Below are 17,252 nucleotides of genomic sequence, written 5' to 3'. Positions count from 1 at the left end.
TTGTCGAACATTGTTCTCAATATCGAATATTTTAACAAAAACGTCATCATGTTTCCATGAATGAATTACCCTTTTTGTTCATCCTTCATGTAGTACGTATTTTTTTTATCATTTCCTTGAATTTCAGTCAGGCGCATTTCTTCATTTTCAAATGCCTGCAAATCCGTAACGAGCGAATCGCCGCATTTGCCGCATAACCTTCCGCTCTTGATGTTGGCGCCGCACTTTTCACAAGGAATTCCGAGATTGGGAAACTGTGAAATTCTCAGCTTTCCGGTTCTCACAAATTTAATAATTAACCTTTCTTCAACGCCGGTTTCCATAACCACCTGCATCATGGACGCCGTTCTATTTGTTTTCTTGCGAATATATGCATACACTTTATCATATTGGGCTTCTTCTTCTTTATAACAGGCATCGCACACATCACGGAATTTCGTCATAACGAATAACGAATTACAGTTTGGACAGTTGAATACATCCATCGAGGCCCCTCCTTCACCATCACGGCGATTATTCTTCAGTACTGTATATATCGAATAATCCCGGTGATACTTTAGGGAGTTTTATTAAAATAAGCTTTTTCACCTAGCCAGGGTGATCGATGATACTTCTTTGGCCCCAGCTGTTATCAATGCTTTGGCTGCATGCCTGAGAGTTGTGCCAGTTGTGTAAATATCATCGATGATCAAAATGGATTTATGCTCCAGCATATCAGATTGCATGACCTGAAAAACCTGCGGTAATGACATTCTCTCTTGACGAGATTTTTTTGATTGTTTTTCGGTATGGATTCTTGTCAAGGTCTCAACCGTATGAAGTCCAACTAGATCTGCCAAAGCCTTTCCCTGGTTGAACCCCCGCTCCTTAAGCCGTTCATCGCTAAGCGGGATGGCGGTTACCAGGTCAAACTCCACCTCCTTTAACCTTTCTTTCAAAAAAGGGACGAAAACCTCAGCTAACGCATAATCACCCCGGTACTTATATTTAGCAATCAGGTCTTTTAAGTATTCATTATAATGAAATAGCGCTATGTTCTTCGACAAATAGCCTCCCCATTCCCTATTCCTTTCCCATCTTGAACAATCGAAACAGAGGTCACCGGTCATATGGTCCCCTCCCAGCTCCCTTGAGCACATTGTACATGTATCTCCGGTTATCCTATTAAGTTTCCCCTCACATCCTTCACAGATTGCCCTTGCCTCGGCCTGCTTTAGCAGGCTCCCCCATGTCAAAGCTTGCTTCATTCCTTCATCACAAACTAGACATCTATTCATCCAGCAGCCCCCTTTTCATGGCATTTTTATTCATCATCTGTATATGGCGGACCGCCTCGGACATCGCTTCACTTTTACCGTAATGAAAAAAGGTGACCGTCCCGGAAGGGTTCGCAAAGCTTCTCCCTACCCTGCCGGCAATCTGAACGAGAGCGCTATCGGAAAACACTTCATGTTCAGCACCGATCACGGCTACTTCCAACCGCTCGATTGTCACGCCCCGTTCCAGGATGGTCGTGGTCAGTAATCCCGGAACGAGTCCATTCCTTAAGGCCATTACTTTTTCCTTTCGATCAGGGTGCAGGGAGTGGACAATCGATAATTCAGGGGACAGCCTTTGAAACAGCGGAAGGACTTGCTCCATCACTTTGATGCTTGGAAAAAACAATAGGAAGGGGATATTCTGGTTAAGGCGCTCACTTACCCATGCGTTGATTTTCGATGGAATCTTTTGTTGAAGGAATAGTTTTTGCCAATTGCCGCTCCACTTCATTTCAGGAACGGGGATTGGCTGGCGATGATAACGGGCCGGGATTATGAAGGCTTTCAATTTGCCGCTTCGGTATAGCCGCCGCATACTCTTCGAAGGTGTGGCGGTCAAGTAGATGGTTGCCGCGGATACCTTTTTCGACTTATTAACCGCATAATGCAGCGAATCATCCATTGAGTAGGGAAACGCATCGACTTCATCAACGATGATGACATCGAAAGCTTCAATAAAACGGAAAAGCTGATGGGTCGTGGAAACGGTCAGTGGCGAAAAACCATGTCGATCTTCACTACCGGCATGGAGGGTAGTGACTTCAATGGCAGGAAAAGCTTTTTTTAACCTTGGGGAGAGTTCGAGAACGACATCGGTACGCGGTGTTGCCAAACAAATCCGTTTCCCGGCAAGCAAGGCTGCCTCAATCGCTGGAAATAACACCTCCGTCTTCCCTGCCCCGCATACAGCCCATACTAGGAATTCATCTTTTCCGTTTACGGCTTCAACGACACAGTCGGACGCATTCTGTTGACCTGCCGATAAAGTGCCCATCCACCTCATCACATTGTCAGGAATCGTATATTGAATGCCGGGACCGGTCCACCTATAAAGCTTTGCACATTCACTGACCCGTCCCATCAGGATGCATGAGCGGCAGTAAGTGCAATCTAGATTGCAAATCTTGCAAGGGAAAGTATAAAATAAGGTTTGATCTTTGTTACCGCAGCGTACACAGTGATAACTGCCGTTCCCGGATTGCACGCCGCAAGTTTCCGAGACATACCCATTCTTGAGGTGCTCTGTGAGGATTTCTTGGGAGAAGGGGATTTCGAAGGCCAAAAGATGTTTTCCGGTGAGATGGTTCTGAAGTTCAGGGGAATAAGGCGGGGAAATGCTCGTTTTTTTCAAACTGCAACCTCCATTTCTTGATATATTACACTCCCCCTTATCATTCGCTTTTAATTCCCGGATTCCTTTTTGTTCATAAAAAAACGCCTTTCAATTAGTAAAGGCGTCAAAGCTTAAATTTTATACCAGCCCATCCCCATCGAGCCTTCGCCCAGATGCGTTCCGATTACTGGGCCGAAGTAGCTGATGTCGAATTCGACATTCGGGAACCGGGCTTCAAGTTCCGCTTTCCAGTCTTTGGCTTCACTTTCCCGTTTTGCATGAATGATGACGGCCTTATATTTCTCGCCGCTCGCCGCCTCTTCTCCAAGTAAATCGGCAATCCGTTTCATCGCTTTTTTCCTTGTACGGATTTTTTCGAATGGGACGATGACTTTATCAACAAAATGGAGCACCGGCTTCACTTGAAGCAGACTGCCGATCAAAGCTTGGGCACTGCTTAAGCGGCCGCCGCGCTGGAGATGGGATAGGTCATCTGCCATGAAGTATGCCTTGACCGATGGTTTCATTTCTTCAAGCCTGGCCATGATTTCTTCTGCACCTTTGCCATCAAGTGCCATCTTCGCCGCCTCGATCACGTAAAACCCTTGTACCATGCAGCTGATTTCCGAATCAAACGCATGAACCCTGATTCCCTCGACCATTTCACCTGCAGATACAGCTCCTTGATACGTGCCGCTGATGCCGCTCGATAAATGAATGGAAATAACATCATCATATTCTTTTTGCAGTTCCTCGAACTTCTCGACAAACTTCCCGATTGGAGGCTGTGAAGTGGTCGGCAATTTCTCCTGCCTCTTTACTTCCTCATAAAACTCATCCGCAGTAATATCAATTTCCTCCCGGTAAGCTTCATTGGAAAAAATGACATTAAGCGGCATCATATGTATATGTAAACGATCACGCATTTCCTTTGGTATATATGCAGTGCTATCTGTTACGACTGCGGTTTTCATATCAGTACCATCCTTATAAAAATTTACTTCGTATCATATTCAACATTCTATCTGAAAATGCCTTTATTTGCATTAAATAGCTTTTTTAATTACCAAAAATTTGAATATGATCATCAAACAAAAAAATCCAGCCCTTCAGCACGCATTGCGGAATCTGAAGAGCCGGACTTATCGAACGCTTTGATTACTTCACTTCTACCCAGCCGTTTTTAATAGCTAGGACAACCGCTTGTGTACGGTCATTCACATTCATCTTCTGAAGAATGTTACTCACATGGTTCTTGACTGTTTTTTCACTGATATATAGAGTTTCGCCGATGGCCCGGTTGCTTTTCCCGTCAGCTAAAAGCTGAAGCACTTCACATTCACGTCGAGTCAATAGGTGAAGCGGCCTCCTGATTTCTATCGTATGTATGGAATCACGATCAGCACCCTCTTCAGCTGCTAAACGGCGATATTCTTTAACTAAGTTATGGGTGACCTTCGGATGAAGGTATGAGCCGCCTTCAGCGACTACACGCACAGCATCGATCAACGCGTCTGCGTCCATCTCTTTCAACAGATAACCTTGTGCTCCTGTTTTCAATGCGTGCTGCACGTAGTTTTCATCATCATGAATGGAAAGGATGATGACTTTTGTTTCAGGGTAACGGCTCACGAGCATTTTTGTAGCTTCGACCCCATTCATGTTCGGCATGTTGATATCCATGATAACAACATCAGGTTTATGTGTTTCAACAAGATCCATAGCTTCGCTTCCGTCATCACCCTCGGCAACAACATCAAAGGATGATTCAAAATCTAATATGCGCTTTACGCCTTCACGAAAAAGCTGATGGTCATCGATTATGACGATACTAGTCTTCAACGGCTTCTTCCTCCTAGTTTCTATTTAATATGTCTATTCTCTATTATTTAAATGGTAGGGAATTTGGATAAATACCAAAGTGCCTGCCCCCGGTTGTGAATCGATAGTCATTTCACCTTCCAGCAGCTCGACTCTTTCTCTCATTCCAACCAAGCCAAATGAGCCTTCTTTTTGAATCGAAGAGTCAAACCCCTTTCCATCATCTTTGACGACGACGGTCACCATCTCCTTGGAAATGGACAGTTTAACTTGAATCTGTTTTGGGTCCGCGTGCTTCAATGAATTTTGTACAGCCTCTTGAACCAGCCTGAATAATGCGACCTCCATATCGGAAGGGAGCCTTTTGACCTGCCCAAGGTTGACGAAATTCAGATTCACGCCATTATTATAGTCTTCGGTCGTTTGCAGGTACTTTCTAAGGGTTGGAACAAGTCCTAAATCATCAAGTGCCATAGGCCTAAGGTCATAGATGATTCTTCGCACTTCATATAAAGCATTCCTTACCATGACCTTTAAACTGCGGATTTCCACTAACGCTTCATCAGGACCTCTCTCCCGCTGCACTCGTTCTATCAGGTCTGAGCGCATCATGACGTTTGCCAGCATTTGCGCCGGACCATCATGGATTTCACGTGAGAGCTTTTTACGTTCCTGCTCCTGGGCTTCGATTATTTTCAGTCCGAAGTCCTGCTTGCGTTTCGCTTCTTGAAGGGCTTCCCCCACAAATTTAAGATCTTGTGTCAAATAATTCTGCACCACCGATATTTGCGAGACGAGATGCACCGCTTTATCGATCGTCTGCTGCAAACCCCTTAACCTTAACTCAAGTTCATCCCGGCGATTACGGAGCTCTTTCTCCAATTGCCGGTTAATTTGTAAATCGACTTGCAGCTTATGTGCCCTTTCATAAGCATCGCGCACTTGTTCTTCAGAAAAATGGTTGAAGTGCATACTGACTTCTGAAAGCCTTTTTCGAGCAAACCTGGCTTTTGAATCCAGTGCATCGCTGTCGGTTATCACAATGGCAACCCTGATTTTCACATCATCAAGCTCTTTTGATAATGTCTCGAAGTCCTTTCGGCATTGTTCGCCGATATCAAAGACTTCATCCTTACTTTCACTAACAGTGCTCACCATTGTTTCTAAGATCTTGTCCAATGCTTTAGCATCAACCTTTTTTATGGACATTAAGATCCCTCCACTTAAATCAAAAGACTTAAACAATTTATTGTCTCAAAGACTATGTATATGGAAAAAAGTTCTTTCCCTTTTTCATGAATGGTTAAATTTCAGGAAACATTTGTATGAAGTAACCTTCATGAACATATTGTACCAAAAAAAGTTTAAAAATACGTTAATTTCCTTTTTGGTTTCCATAAAATGTACATACTTACTATACATCTCATAATCCGGCCATTAAGTCTGCCTATTAAAGGCAGATAGCCATATCAATTATCCTAATACAAAATATCCTTTTCAATCAAATGGGATATTCCGCTCCATTGATTATCATATGAAACAGATGCATTTATTAAATGGCAAAATCCTTGAAATGAGAGGACACGTTAAGGTAAAGCCAGGATAATGGCACAGAACTCATGTTTTTCCTATAATGTTATTCTTTTAAGCATATATGACCAGCTAATAACAATAACAGGCAATGAAATTAATTATAACACGTACAGCTTTATCTTATATTAAAGTTTCTTTACACATGCAGTATGTAAATGAATCGTGATTGCCACTTTTTCCGCAAAGCCTTATAATAAATCAACTAATAGGAAGCACGAAGGTGGAATAATATGCTCACTCAATATTTAACGGTGGCTGGTCGCGGCGAACATGAAATCGTCATTGAAAAATCCCGTTTTATTTCCCACATCGCCCGGGTCGAAACCGAAGATGCCGCACAGGCCTTTATCCAGGAAATCAAGAAAAAGCACAAAGATGCTACACATAATTGTTCAGCTTATATGATCGGGGAACAAAATCAAATCCAAAAAGCCCTCGACGATGGGGAACCGAGCGGAACGGCAGGCGTCCCTATCCTAGAAGTGCTTAAGAAGAAAGAACTGAAAGACACAGCTGTTGTGGTCACTCGGTATTTTGGCGGCATCAAACTTGGTGCTGGCGGTCTCATTCGCGCTTACAGCAAAGCGACTTCAGAAGGGATAAATGCCACTGGTGTCGTCATTAGGAAACTGATGCGGGTCATTTCGACAACCGTCGACTATACCTGGCTTGGAAAATTGGAAAACGAATTGCGCTCTTCCATTTATCAAATAAAGGAAATTCAATACCTTGATCAGGTCAATATCCTTGTATATGTTGAGGAAACACAAAAAGAGACATATATCGCTTGGATTACAGAGCTGACAAATGGTCAGGGCCATATCACCGAGGAAGAAATGCTTTATTTGGAAGAGGAATTCTCCTGATATACTCCTGCATATTTTCCCTTTTTTTTGCTGTAATATAATTGAAAAGAAATATTTATTTTACGAAATTATTAAATCATTGTAAAATTAGGTGTAATATATGACGAAATATAAACTGCAGGATTCGAAAAATAGCGATATATGTCTGATGTTCGTTATTTAAAAGGAGAAGAAAAAGATGTCTACTACTAGGCGTGTTTATAAAATTAAAAAAACAAAGAAAAAAAGGCGAAAGAGGCTTTGGTTATTGCTTGTTCCCCTTCTGGTACTTGGTCTGGGGGCTTCTACGTATGCTGCAACCCTGTATATGAAAGCCCAGAATGTATTCAATGATTCCTATGACCCTGTGGAAGCTTCAGCAAAGCGAGATGCAGCGATCGACCCGCTCGAAGATAATTTCTCGATTCTTTTCATAGGAATCGATGATAGCAAGGACCGTGACTTAAAAGGAAATTCCCGGTCGGATGCTTTAATGCTGGCCACATTCAATAAAGACCAAAAATCTATAAAGCTATTAAGCATTCCGCGTGATTCATATGTTTACGTGCCAGCTAAAGGCGTAACCACGAAAATCAACGCGGCCCATGCAGCCGGCGGTCCGAAAGCGACGATGGACACCGTAGAGGAGTTACTCGATGTCCCTGTCGATTATTATGTTCGCATGAACTTCAATGCTTTCATCGATGTTGTAGATTCATTGGATGGCATCGAAGTCGACGTCCCTTATGAAATGTATGAAATCGATTCACATGACAAAAAGAATGCCATCCACCTCGAAGAAGGATTACAGACCGTTGATGGTGAAGAAGCATTAGCATTTGCACGGACACGTAAAAAAGACAGTGATATCCAACGCGGCGAGCGTCAGCAGGAAGTGCTGAAAGCCATCATTGCCAAAGCAACCTCTGCTGGATCACTAACGAAATATACAGACGTAATGGAAGCTGTCGGCGACAATATGACAACGAACCTTAAATTCTCGCAAATGAGAGGTTTCATAAAATATGTGACTACCGATAAAGGCATCAATCTTGAAACCATCAAACTTGAAGGTCAGGATTCTACCATTAACGGAAGCTATTATTATCAGCTGAACGATACATCATTAGCGAACACTAAGCTGTTGCTTCAATCCCACTTGAACCTGGGACCAGCTGAAGGCAATCAAACTGAAGCAGTTCAATCACAAATACAAGAATAAAGCGAACCCCCCACTCGTCATGAGTAGGGGGTTTTTTGATGCATTATATGAAATCACAAAGAATAGCCCTAAAAAGATCAAGCCTGTATTACAAAAAAGCCACCAACCGTTACTTCAAACGATTGGTGGCTTTCCAATAAAACTAGCGAATCTAGTAATCTATTCCTAAATGATCATGGCTTGTTTTTAAAGTTGAGCATCTTGAGCAACGGCTGGTAGTTTGAATTGACCAAGCCAATTTTCTCCACGAAAATCTCTATGATCAGCAGAAGTCCCGTTACAAGGATCAAAGCCCCCCACATCGTGGCAAATGAAAAGATTATGGCCGCTAAACCAAAGCAAGCAGCTAAAGCATAAATGAGTAAGACAGTTTGCTTATGGGTGAATCCCAAGTTTATCAAACAGTGATGTAAATGTGATTTATCAGCAGCCGAAATCGGCTGTTTATTGACGACCCTGCGGATAATCGCGAAAAATGTATCCGAAATGGGAACACCCAAAATGATGATCGGTACGATCAAGGAAATCATCGTTACGTTTTTAAACCCTAGCAGGGACAGAACGGCAATGATGTAACCTAAGAATAAGGCACCTGTATCTCCCATGAAAATCTTTGCCGGATGGAAGTTATATTTCAAGAAGCCAAGAGTGCTTCCAATCACGATCAATGCGACCACGGCAACAAATAGGTCCCCTTTAATAAGGGCCATAGTTGCAATTGTCACTAATGCGATCGTCGAGACACCGCCTGCAAGACCATCCAGTCCATCTATTAGGTTGATTGCATTAATGATGCTGACGATCCATAAAATGGTGATCGGTATACTGAAAACACCAAATTCAAGAGTATCGGTAAAGAACGGCAAGTTGATGAATTCCACTTCAAGACCGCCCCATAATACGATAATGAGGGCAGCCAAAACCTGGCCCAGGAATTTGGGTGCAGCTCTTAATTCAAAAATATCATCAGCCATCCCAATCAATATGATGACAAGCGCTCCCACCAGAAGGGGCAGCTGCTCCCCAAAAGGCAGCTGCTCCCCAAAATCATCCATGAAAGGCAAGAAGAGCAAGAAGAGCAAGAAGGTAATGCAAAAACTCAAAAATATAGCTAAACCGCCCATGCGCGGCATAATTTTACTATGCACTTTTCGCTCATTCGGTTTATCGGTAGCTCCTAATTTAAAAGCCAGCTTTCCGACAAAAGGAGTCAAAAAAATGGATAATAAAAAGGCTACCAACAAGGCCCCTATTAACATCAAGAACCACCTCAATTCAACTAAAAATCTAATACCCGTTACGATCTATAAGAAAACCTATATATAAATGCTTATTTTAATTTTTCATCCTCAAATAAACATTATATACGTTATTGGCTAAAATCTCTATAGAAAAGTTGTTTTTTGCAAATTTTTGTAAATCCAGCCCTATCTTTGTCAAGTCCCCGGATTTTTTTAATTCCAAAGCATTGCAGATGGCCTGTTTCAGCTGTTCGACATTGCCGATATCCGTTATCCAGCCCTTGCTCCGATCGGGAATCAATTCCTGTACACCGCCGACATCACTAGTGATTGCCGGAAGACCCGATCTTGCTCCTTCAAGTAAAACGAGTGGGAAACTTTCGCTTAAGGAAGTCAATAATGTGATGTCCCCCAATGGGTAGATTCGATCTAAATCTTCACGATACCCTAAAAAATACACATGATCGGATAATCCCTTTTCCGAGACCATCTCTTTTAGAGCGGTTCTCCTGCTTCCGTCCCCTGCAAGGATCAGCTTCACATGGGGGAATTCCGATACCACTTCACTTAGTGCCGATAAAGCAAATTCATGACCTTTAACCGGTTCAAGCCTTGCAGGCATGATGATGATGAAATCATCTTTCCCAAACCCGAAATCTTCTCTTTGAAACGGGAAAGGCAGTTCCTTTTCAAAGTCAATTCCGTTCAGGATCTTTGTTATTTTGGATGAATGGATTCCTTGGTCAATCAAGTCCTGCTTAAAGCGGTCGGAAACCGCCAGTATATGATCGGCATATTGGAATGACCTTACATGAAGGCCAGTAAACAATTTCCCTTTTACACCCTGCCCTAAAAAATCATGATGAGGCGAACTGTGAACAGTAAGGAGCCATGGGCATTTAATGAGGCGCTTTATAAAAGCACCATATATATTAGCCCGCGGACCATGTGTATGGATGATGTCTATATTATTTAGACGGATAAAGTCCCTTAAAGGTTTCAAAATTGAAAGGTCATATTTGGAATGTTGCTTGAAAAGTTCAGTTTGTATCCCGGAGGACATGGCCCGCCGGTATAGTTCACCATTTTCAAATACACCTAGCAAACACTCCTCTTTATTCAATTGGTTCAGTAAGGACATAATATGAAACATACCTCCGCCGGTTTCATTACCAGCGTTTAAGTGCAAGATTCTCATCCAGTCCACTCCTTATGTTCAGGAACGCTGCACCGTTTTCCTTAACCGCCGAACCTTTAATACGAATCTTGGCAGCGCAAGCATCCGTTTCCACCGTGAAGGTTGCTGGATCAGTCGGTACAACCATTCAAGACGCATTTTTTGCCAGAAAACCGGGGCGCGGTTCACCTTTCCCGCAAGGACATCAAAGCTTCCCCCTACCCCCATGAATAACCCTTTATTGAATAACGCATAGTGTCTGGAAACCCATTTCTCCTGCCTGGGGAACCCTAATGCAGTCAATATGATGTCAGGTTCCAGTTCCGCTATCGACTTCGGCAGGGCATCATCCTTGATATCAATGTAACCATGGTTGTATCCCACCAACTCGAGACCCGGATATATTTCTTTCACTTTCAGGGCCGCTGCTTCAATCACGTTTTCCTCCGCTCCAAGCAGATAAACCTTCAACGCTTTTTCATCAGCGACCCGAAATAATTCATTCATCAAGTCGAATCCTGTAATCCGCTCTTGTAAAGGTTGATTTAGCCATTTAGAGGCCATAATAATACCAACGCCATCAGGAGTGATGTAATCAGCCGATATAATGATGTCTTTATAATCCCGATGTTCATTTGCATACTCGACTATTTCCGGATTTGCCGTAACGACAAACGTTTTTTCCTGATTCATCAATCTCGGATAAATCATTCTATTCATGAACTCATCCATATTGCTATCAATGAATGGTATGGTTAGTATCTCAACAAACTTCTCTGTCATTTCACTTCAGCCTTTCATATGTACTATACATCTAAAGGGTGGGGTATTATTCAAGAAATTTTTTCATACACATCATAGAACGTGATTTTTGATTCAAAGGTGGTTAATCAATTGAAGTTTATAGAAAAACAATCGTTACCCATTCTATTTCTGTGCCTGCTCATCCCATCGGCAGTGCCTCACCCTATCGCCGGTTACATGGCAACGGCGTTGATGCTCGTTTTTATCGTTATAAATAAAAAAAACCTGTTATTAATTCTATTCATTTATTTCCCTGCCCGTCCCCTATTGATGGAACTGAATAGCGGCTTAACTTATACAGGTGACCTGATCATCCTCACCTTATTCATTTCTTTGCTTATAGAAAAATTCAAAAAGAACGAATGGCCATTTTCGAAATATCATTTCACTGCGCCATTTTGGTTGTTTTGTTTAATTGGTGCCGGTGCTGCACTCATAAACGGGGTGGGAATCCTCCCCATCTTGTTTGAACTCCGTGGATTGCTTATTACATTCTTGCTTCTTTACATTATCGGTGAATTAAATCTAGAAAGAAAGGATATCTTTCGCTTTTTGAAGGTAATCCTAATATTTACTATCTTACTTTGCCTGCATGGCATAGTGGAGAAAATCTTTTCCCGTACAATCCTGCTTCCCCGCACATGGGAATTGTGGAATCTTTCTCCAACAAACCGCATGAGGATTTATGGAGCACCAGCCAATCCTAATGTATTTGCCTTATTCTTAAGCATTCAGTTATTCCTTGGTTTCTTTCTATTTCAGTCGCTGAAAAAATATAAATGGATCGTCTTTCTGGCTGCCATCCTGATTTCCGGAACGTTACTGCTTACCTATTCGCGGGGCACGATGATTGCATTCGGGTTCGCTGCGCTTGTCTTTATAATTTGGACTAGAAATAAACCATTTCTCAAGTATGCTGTAGGAGCATTTTGTCTCGGACTGCTCCTTATTTATTACCCAGTTTTATTTGCATCAAGCAAAGTGGAGGTATCCGCATCGATTCCCATGGAAAACGTGGTGATCGGCAGCACTCCATCTTCCGAACACGAAGATGCCCTCTCCAATCGCTTTTCAGAAATGTTCTCTGATAAGACCCTGCACCAAAGTACGGAATGGGGCCGGTTATATGTCCTAATCAAGGGAATTGAAATTTTCAAAGATCACCCGATAATCGGCACCGGGCTAGCAACCTTCGGAGATTCTGCGACACTTTCCTTCTCCTCGCCAATCTATCAGGAGTACCAAATTGGTGAAAGGATGTATACCGATAATCAATATATCCAGATTCTGGTCCAAACTGGTGTGCTCGGCTTCCTTGCAGTTCTTGCATTCATCTTTTTCACCTGCCGGAAAATCCTGAAATCGGGAAAAGGCACATTTGGGGCGTTCACCATCTGCCTGATGTTGGCCGCACTATTAGCAGGACTTTTCTACAATATTCTCGAAGATAAAACGTTTACGCTGATATTTTATAGTTGTTTGGGATTCTGTTTACAGAAGGACATCATTTTAAAGGATTGAAAATATGCCTACTCTTTCAAATGTCATTAAATCGGTCGGGCTCGTCACCATTATTGCAGCCATTGGAAAAGTCCTCGGATTCGGGCGGGAATCGATCATAGCCGCCTATTTCGGGGCATCATCCATGGCGGATGTTTTTTTCGTGGCAAGCCTCATTCCAACCATTCTTTTTACGGCTCTCGGCAGCGGTCTTCAGGCCGGCGTTATTCCTATTTACTTGGAAAAGAAAGCGGATAACCCAAAGAAGGCGGACGAATTCATCAGTGTTTTAGGTTCTTTCTTCATGCTGGTTGCCGGAGTCCTGACCATTGCCTGCATGATTTTCATAAAGCCGCTCGTCATGATGACAGCCCCGGGCTTCTCCGATTCAGAGCTTGCCCTGACGGAATCACTGACCCGGATCATGCTGCCAAGTTTACTATTTTTCACGCTTTCATACATGGCGACGGGGGTCCTGAATGCGAATAAGCGCTTTATACTGCCGGCACTCACTTCAACTGCACAAAACACGGTCATTATAGCAGCCACCGTATTGTTCGCTGCTCCCTTTGGGATTGAAGGACTGGCTTGGGGGTTTGTGTTCGGTGCAGCAAGCCAGTTCCTTATTCAATACCCATTATTGAAGAAATACGGAATCCGGCCCATCGTCTCTTTCCTGCCTCACAAAAGGCAAATTGCACAAACACTGCTCACCTTTTATCCAATTATTATCGCCGCTTTGGCGATCCAGTTGAATAGTGTCGTCGATCGGATCATTGCGACTTCGCTCGAAACTGGGAGCGTATCGGCCCTTAATTATGCGAATCGCCTGCTGTGGCTGCCATTGAGCATTGTCCTCACGCCGCTGATTACCGTATTGTACCCTTCAATCGTCGAGCGCGCGCTTATAGGCTATCAATCCTTCCTTAATTTGACCTTAAAAGGGTTGAAATCACTGTTATTTCTAGCGATTCCGTTCATGGTCGTCATGTTAATCAGTGGAAACAGCCTAATCACTCTGGCTTTCCAACGCGGGGCTTTCGATGCTTCAGCAACTGATATGACTTATAGGGCATTCCTCTTTTATTCAGCTTGCCTCCCATTCTTTGCACTGAGGGATTATTTGATGAACGCCTTCTACGCCTTGAAGAAAACGAAAGTGGCCATGTATTCCTGCCTGATTGCCGTTTTGCTTAACGTGCTGCTCAGCTGGGTTCTATCACGTTATCTCGGCGTCGGTGGAATTGCTTTAGCAACAGGGATTTCCATGCTCATGCAATCTCTCTACCTTTTCGGCTACCTATGGCTGAAGACAGAAAGTACGGACAAGGCCGCTTTCAGGGATGTTTTTCAGGAAAGCGGCAAGCTTACCATCATCGGAGTCATCCTTTACGGAATCGCACACTGGATCCACCCGCTTACCCTAATGCTGCCCATCATCATGGAATTGGTGATCATCACGCTGCTGGTATTCGGATTATATCTCGCACTATCCATTCTTTTTAAAGTAGGCAGCCTGCAAGGGCTGAAAAAGATCAGATCATCAAAATAATCCAGTAGAAGAAGGAGTGCCAATATGAACATTTTAATCACAACGATTTTCAACTATCCTCATGAAGGAGGGCTATCGAGCCATATCACTACGTTAAATAAGGGTTTAATGTCACGAGGCCATAATGTGGACATATTATCTTTCTCTCAATTACCACCTTTCAAGAGGAAGATGCTCGCCCAGGCTCCAGGGTTTTTGTTAAATAAAGTAAAACAGGGGAGCGGCCAGCTTTTCAATGATCGGCAACGCCAAAAATTATTGGCTTCATCTATTAACGCCTTGAAAAAGAACTATGATGTCATTAATGCCCAAGACATTTTCGCAACGCTCGCCTCCATCGAATCCGGTATACCAACGGTGCAAACCGTCCATGGATATTATTCATTCGAGGCAGTCAGCAGGGGCGCTCTTCTTCCGGACAGTGAAGAAGATTTGATCATCCGCGAGCTAGAAAGAAAAGCTTATCAGTCCGCTGCAAAAGTTGTGACGGTCGATCAAAGGATCAAAGACTATATAAATCATTTGGCACATATAGAGGCGGATACGATCAAGAACTTCATTGACGTGTCTGCTTTTAAACCGGAGATGGCAAAGCGGGTGCAAACTCGCCGGGACTTTCAAATACCGCTACATAAAAAGATGCTTTTCGTTCCGAGAAGAATGACGGAAAAGAACGGTGTCATCTACCCGCTCCTTGCTTTGCCGGAGGTGCTGGAAAACCATCCTGAAACGGTTTTGGTCTATGCGGGTACAGGGGAACAGCGAAGCCGGCTTGAGGAAACCGCAGCCAGTCTCAATATATCCGCTTCCGTACTTTTCCTGGGTTCTGTACCGTTCGAGAAAATGCATAACCTCTATGAAGCATCGGACATCGTACTCATCCCTAGCGTTCATTCCCACGGGGTGGAAGAAGCGACTTCCATTTCCGCTTTAGAAGCGATGAGTTGCCGCTCACCCGTCATTGCAAGCGCAATCGGAGGTTTAAAGGAGATTCTCATTGATGGCGAAGATGGCCTTTTAGTAGAGGAAAAAAATAAAGAAGCACTTGCACAAGCCATCTCCCTTCTGCTTAAAGAACCTGAATATGCAGCAAAGTTAGCTTCGAAAGCAAGGTGTAAAATGGAAAGCGAATACTCCCACCTTTCAGCGGCCGAGCGGTTTGAGAAAGCTTATGTTGAAGTGCTTAACTAAAAAAAAGCAGACCCGAAACCCGGGTCTGCTTTTCACATTCATACCAGTGCGGAACTACGCCTTTTCATTTGCTCTTCACGGTATTTTTTCTGTTCTTGTTTAGACATGGCGTTATATTCTTTTAAGAATGCCTCATATTGCGGCATTACTTCCTTCATGGCACCGTATGCCTTTAACTCTCCATATTCAAGCCATAATGCCTTTTGGCAAAATTTCTTCATCTGACCGATTGAATGGCTGACGAAGAACATCGTTTTGCCCTTTGCCTTAAATTCGTTCATTTTCTCTAAACACTTCTCAGCAAAGTTTTTATCCCCGACTGATAAGGCTTCATCAATAATCAGGATATCTGGATCGATATGCACGGAAATGGAAAAACCAAGCCTGGACTTCATGCCGCTTGAGTATGATTTCACCGGTTGGTCAATGAACTTACCCAGTTCGGAAAACTCAATGATCTCAGGCTCAAGTTCTTTGATCCGATTTTTATCGAATCCGAGCATCAGCATTTTCAGTTCGATGTTTTCCCTGCCCGTCAACTGATTATTCAGGCCCGATGAAACGGCAATCAAGGCCGTTTTCCCATTAGTTTGGACATTTCCGTCCGTAGGCGGGACAATGCCTGCAATAATATTGGACAATGTGGATTTACCTGATCCGTTGACCCCGACAAATCCTATTACATCGCCCTTTTCTGCTTCAAAACTAACATTCCTCAGAGCGAAGTACTCTTCCCCATAGCTTTTAGGCAAAAGGAGATCCAATAATTTTTCCGAGTTTTTATTATATAATTTATATTTTTTCGTTATATCTTTGACTATTACCGATTTTTCCAAATTTTCTCACTTCCAGTTTACTTAAAGTCAACAAAGCGATCTCTGAACCTGACATGCAGCGAGGAACCTATCATAAACAAGATGATAACGACTGCCCAGAAATAAAGCGTATACTCCCAATGCGCTATCAGATACCATGATTCCCCCAACAACGAAGCTCGATACCCTTCCACAATATAATATAGTGGATTCAGCTTCATGATGTTGACTATGGTAGGATGTTCCTTAGCATCCATTACCCAAAGGATTGGTGTTAAATAAAACATGACTTTCATTAAGGACACGATGATATTATGAACGTCACGAATGATGGTTGATAATGTTGAAGTGATTAAACCCAATGAAAATAACAGCAAGACCGTCGCTGCAACATAATACGGCAATTGCAAGATGTAGAGTGTAGGGAGGTAACCTGTAAACCCTAATAGGATGATGATGACTCCCAGCAGCATGAGATGCTGATACAACTTAGCAAAGATGACATACGATGGAATCACACTCATCGGAAAGCTCATCTTGGATACCATATTCATTCGGGAATAGACGGATTTGGACGTTTGGGTTATGGCCGGGTTCACAAAGAACCAGACAACGATCCCTGCCATCAGCCATGGAAGGAAATCATCCCCGCGATTTAAGATGATAAATCCAAATACAAACCAATAAATCGCAATCTGTATCATCGGATTGATGATTTCCCATAGGACTCCCAGGTAGTTACTGCTGTTGGCACTTTTCACCTCATAAACAGATAAACGCCTTACCAAATAAAAATGTTTGATTTGTTCTTTTAAAACGGTCAAAGCTGAACTCATAAA

The 17,252-nt window shown here is 43.0% G+C and carries 16 protein-coding genes; 5 read left to right on the top strand and 11 right to left on the bottom strand.

Features of this window, described 5'->3' with window-relative positions:
• Nucleotides 1-65: 65 nt before the first annotated feature.
• The 6 genes from ACFX4H_RS20535 to ACFX4H_RS20510 form a co-directional block, all read right to left on the bottom strand.
• Entirely contained in the window at nt 66-485 is a 420-nt protein-coding gene (locus tag ACFX4H_RS20535; RefSeq protein ID WP_377436114.1) for a TIGR03826 family flagellar region protein, read from the bottom strand.
• Nucleotides 486-584: 99 nt separating this feature from the next.
• A complete protein-coding gene (locus ACFX4H_RS20530; RefSeq protein WP_034315679.1) occupies nt 585-1,277 on the bottom strand; it encodes a ComFC family protein in 693 nt (230 codons plus the stop codon).
• On the bottom strand, nt 1,270-2,670 hold the full coding sequence (locus tag ACFX4H_RS20525) for an ATP-dependent helicase ComFA (RefSeq protein WP_377436113.1): 1,401 nt from the start codon (nt 2,668-2,670) through the stop codon (nt 1,270-1,272). The genes ACFX4H_RS20530 and ACFX4H_RS20525 overlap by 8 nt, the downstream gene beginning before the upstream one ends.
• A 113-nt stretch (nt 2,671-2,783) precedes the next feature.
• Nucleotides 2,784-3,626: a DegV family protein gene (locus tag ACFX4H_RS20520; protein ID WP_063589700.1), complete on the bottom strand. Its 843-nt coding sequence runs from the start codon at nt 3,624-3,626 to the stop codon at nt 2,784-2,786.
• A gap of 184 nt (nt 3,627-3,810) precedes the next feature.
• A complete protein-coding gene (locus ACFX4H_RS20515) occupies nt 3,811-4,494 on the bottom strand; it encodes a response regulator (protein WP_063589699.1) in 684 nt (227 codons plus the stop codon).
• 33 nt (nt 4,495-4,527) lie between these two features.
• Nucleotides 4,528-5,682, bottom strand: coding sequence for a sensor histidine kinase (locus ACFX4H_RS20510; protein ID WP_034315684.1), 1,155 nt, complete (start codon nt 5,680-5,682; stop codon nt 4,528-4,530).
• Between the two features lie 614 nt (nt 5,683-6,296).
• Here ACFX4H_RS20510 and ACFX4H_RS20505 point away from each other — a divergent pair.
• Together ACFX4H_RS20505 and ACFX4H_RS20500 are read left to right on the top strand one after the other, a co-directional pair.
• Entirely contained in the window at nt 6,297-6,932 is a 636-nt protein-coding gene (locus ACFX4H_RS20505; RefSeq protein WP_057278137.1) for a YigZ family protein, read from the top strand.
• 178 nt (nt 6,933-7,110) lie between these two features.
• On the top strand, nt 7,111-8,133 hold the full coding sequence (locus tag ACFX4H_RS20500; RefSeq protein ID WP_034315688.1) for an LCP family protein: 1,023 nt from the start codon (nt 7,111-7,113) through the stop codon (nt 8,131-8,133).
• 173 nt (nt 8,134-8,306) lie between these two features.
• Here the strand turns inward: ACFX4H_RS20500 and ACFX4H_RS20495 are convergent, their stop codons facing one another.
• The 3 genes from ACFX4H_RS20495 to ACFX4H_RS20485 form a co-directional block, all read right to left on the bottom strand.
• Nucleotides 8,307-9,392, bottom strand: a complete 1,086-nt coding sequence (locus ACFX4H_RS20495) for a glycosyltransferase family 4 protein (RefSeq protein ID WP_063574686.1) — start codon at nt 9,390-9,392, stop codon at nt 8,307-8,309.
• Nucleotides 9,393-9,468: 76 nt separating this feature from the next.
• Entirely contained in the window at nt 9,469-10,572 is a 1,104-nt protein-coding gene (locus ACFX4H_RS20490) for a glycosyltransferase family 4 protein (protein WP_377436112.1), read from the bottom strand.
• 18 nt (nt 10,573-10,590) lie between these two features.
• Nucleotides 10,591-11,334, bottom strand: a complete 744-nt coding sequence (locus tag ACFX4H_RS20485) for a WecB/TagA/CpsF family glycosyltransferase (protein WP_377436111.1) — start codon at nt 11,332-11,334, stop codon at nt 10,591-10,593.
• Between the two features lie 111 nt (nt 11,335-11,445).
• On the opposite strand from ACFX4H_RS20485, the gene ACFX4H_RS20480 reads away from it, so the two are divergent.
• From ACFX4H_RS20480 to ACFX4H_RS20470, 3 genes are read left to right on the top strand one after another with little or no spacing between them, the layout of a single operon-like run.
• The gene (locus ACFX4H_RS20480) at nt 11,446-12,876 is read left to right on the top strand and encodes an O-antigen ligase family protein (protein ID WP_377436110.1); all 1,431 of its coding nucleotides are present in this window, start codon (nt 11,446-11,448) and stop codon (nt 12,874-12,876) included.
• A 4-nt stretch (nt 12,877-12,880) separates the two neighbouring features.
• Nucleotides 12,881-14,407: a murein biosynthesis integral membrane protein MurJ gene (gene murJ, locus ACFX4H_RS20475; RefSeq protein ID WP_377436109.1), complete on the top strand. Its 1,527-nt coding sequence runs from the start codon at nt 12,881-12,883 to the stop codon at nt 14,405-14,407.
• A 24-nt stretch (nt 14,408-14,431) separates the two neighbouring features.
• Nucleotides 14,432-15,598 carry a glycosyltransferase family 4 protein gene (locus tag ACFX4H_RS20470; protein ID WP_377436108.1) on the top strand — a complete coding sequence of 389 codons (1,167 nt, stop codon included), beginning with the start codon at nt 14,432-14,434 and terminating at the stop codon, nt 15,596-15,598.
• Between the two features lie 38 nt (nt 15,599-15,636).
• Here the strand turns inward: ACFX4H_RS20470 and tagH are convergent, their stop codons facing one another.
• Nucleotides 15,637-16,434 carry a teichoic acids export ABC transporter ATP-binding subunit TagH gene (gene tagH, locus ACFX4H_RS20465; protein ID WP_034315705.1) on the bottom strand — a complete coding sequence of 266 codons (798 nt, stop codon included), beginning with the start codon at nt 16,432-16,434 and terminating at the stop codon, nt 15,637-15,639.
• Nucleotides 16,435-16,451: 17 nt separating this feature from the next.
• Nucleotides 16,452-17,249 (bottom strand): ABC transporter permease, encoded by a 798-nt coding sequence (locus ACFX4H_RS20460; protein WP_034315708.1) that lies wholly within the window; start codon nt 17,247-17,249, stop codon nt 16,452-16,454.
• Nucleotides 17,250-17,252 lie beyond the last annotated feature (3 nt).

It is taken from the genome of Peribacillus sp. YIM B13477, from assembly GCF_042787955.1.
Taxonomy (GTDB): Bacteria; Bacillota; Bacilli; order Bacillales; family DSM-1321; genus Peribacillus; species Peribacillus frigoritolerans.
The sequence above is the reverse complement of the archived record's forward strand: the minus strand, read 5'-3'. Positions and strand labels throughout refer to the sequence as shown.

Bases quoted from the DNA above. Each gene is read 5' to 3' on its own strand.
- ACFX4H_RS20460 (WP_034315708.1), bottom strand. From the start codon at position 17,249: ATGAGTTCAGCTTTGACCGTTTTAAAAGAACAAATCAAACATTTTTAT.
- ACFX4H_RS20520 (WP_063589700.1), bottom strand. From the start codon at position 3,626: ATGAAAACCGCAGTCGTAACAGATAGCACTGCATATATACCAAAGGAA.
- ACFX4H_RS20495 (WP_063574686.1), bottom strand. From the start codon at position 9,392: ATGTTAATAGGGGCCTTGTTGGTAGCCTTTTTATTATCCATTTTTTTG.
- murJ (WP_377436109.1), top strand. From the start codon at position 12,881: ATGCCTACTCTTTCAAATGTCATTAAATCGGTCGGGCTCGTCACCATT.
- ACFX4H_RS20500 (WP_034315688.1), top strand. From the start codon at position 7,111: ATGTCTACTACTAGGCGTGTTTATAAAATTAAAAAAACAAAGAAAAAA.
- ACFX4H_RS20490 (WP_377436112.1), bottom strand. From the start codon at position 10,572: ATGAGAATCTTGCACTTAAACGCTGGTAATGAAACCGGCGGAGGTATG.
- ACFX4H_RS20505 (WP_057278137.1), top strand. From the start codon at position 6,297: ATGCTCACTCAATATTTAACGGTGGCTGGTCGCGGCGAACATGAAATC.
- ACFX4H_RS20535 (WP_377436114.1), bottom strand. From the start codon at position 485: ATGGATGTATTCAACTGTCCAAACTGTAATTCGTTATTCGTTATGACG.
- ACFX4H_RS20510 (WP_034315684.1), bottom strand. From the start codon at position 5,682: ATGTCCATAAAAAAGGTTGATGCTAAAGCATTGGACAAGATCTTAGAA.
- ACFX4H_RS20530 (WP_034315679.1), bottom strand. From the start codon at position 1,277: ATGAATAGATGTCTAGTTTGTGATGAAGGAATGAAGCAAGCTTTGACA.
- ACFX4H_RS20485 (WP_377436111.1), bottom strand. From the start codon at position 11,334: ATGACAGAGAAGTTTGTTGAGATACTAACCATACCATTCATTGATAGC.
- ACFX4H_RS20470 (WP_377436108.1), top strand. From the start codon at position 14,432: ATGAACATTTTAATCACAACGATTTTCAACTATCCTCATGAAGGAGGG.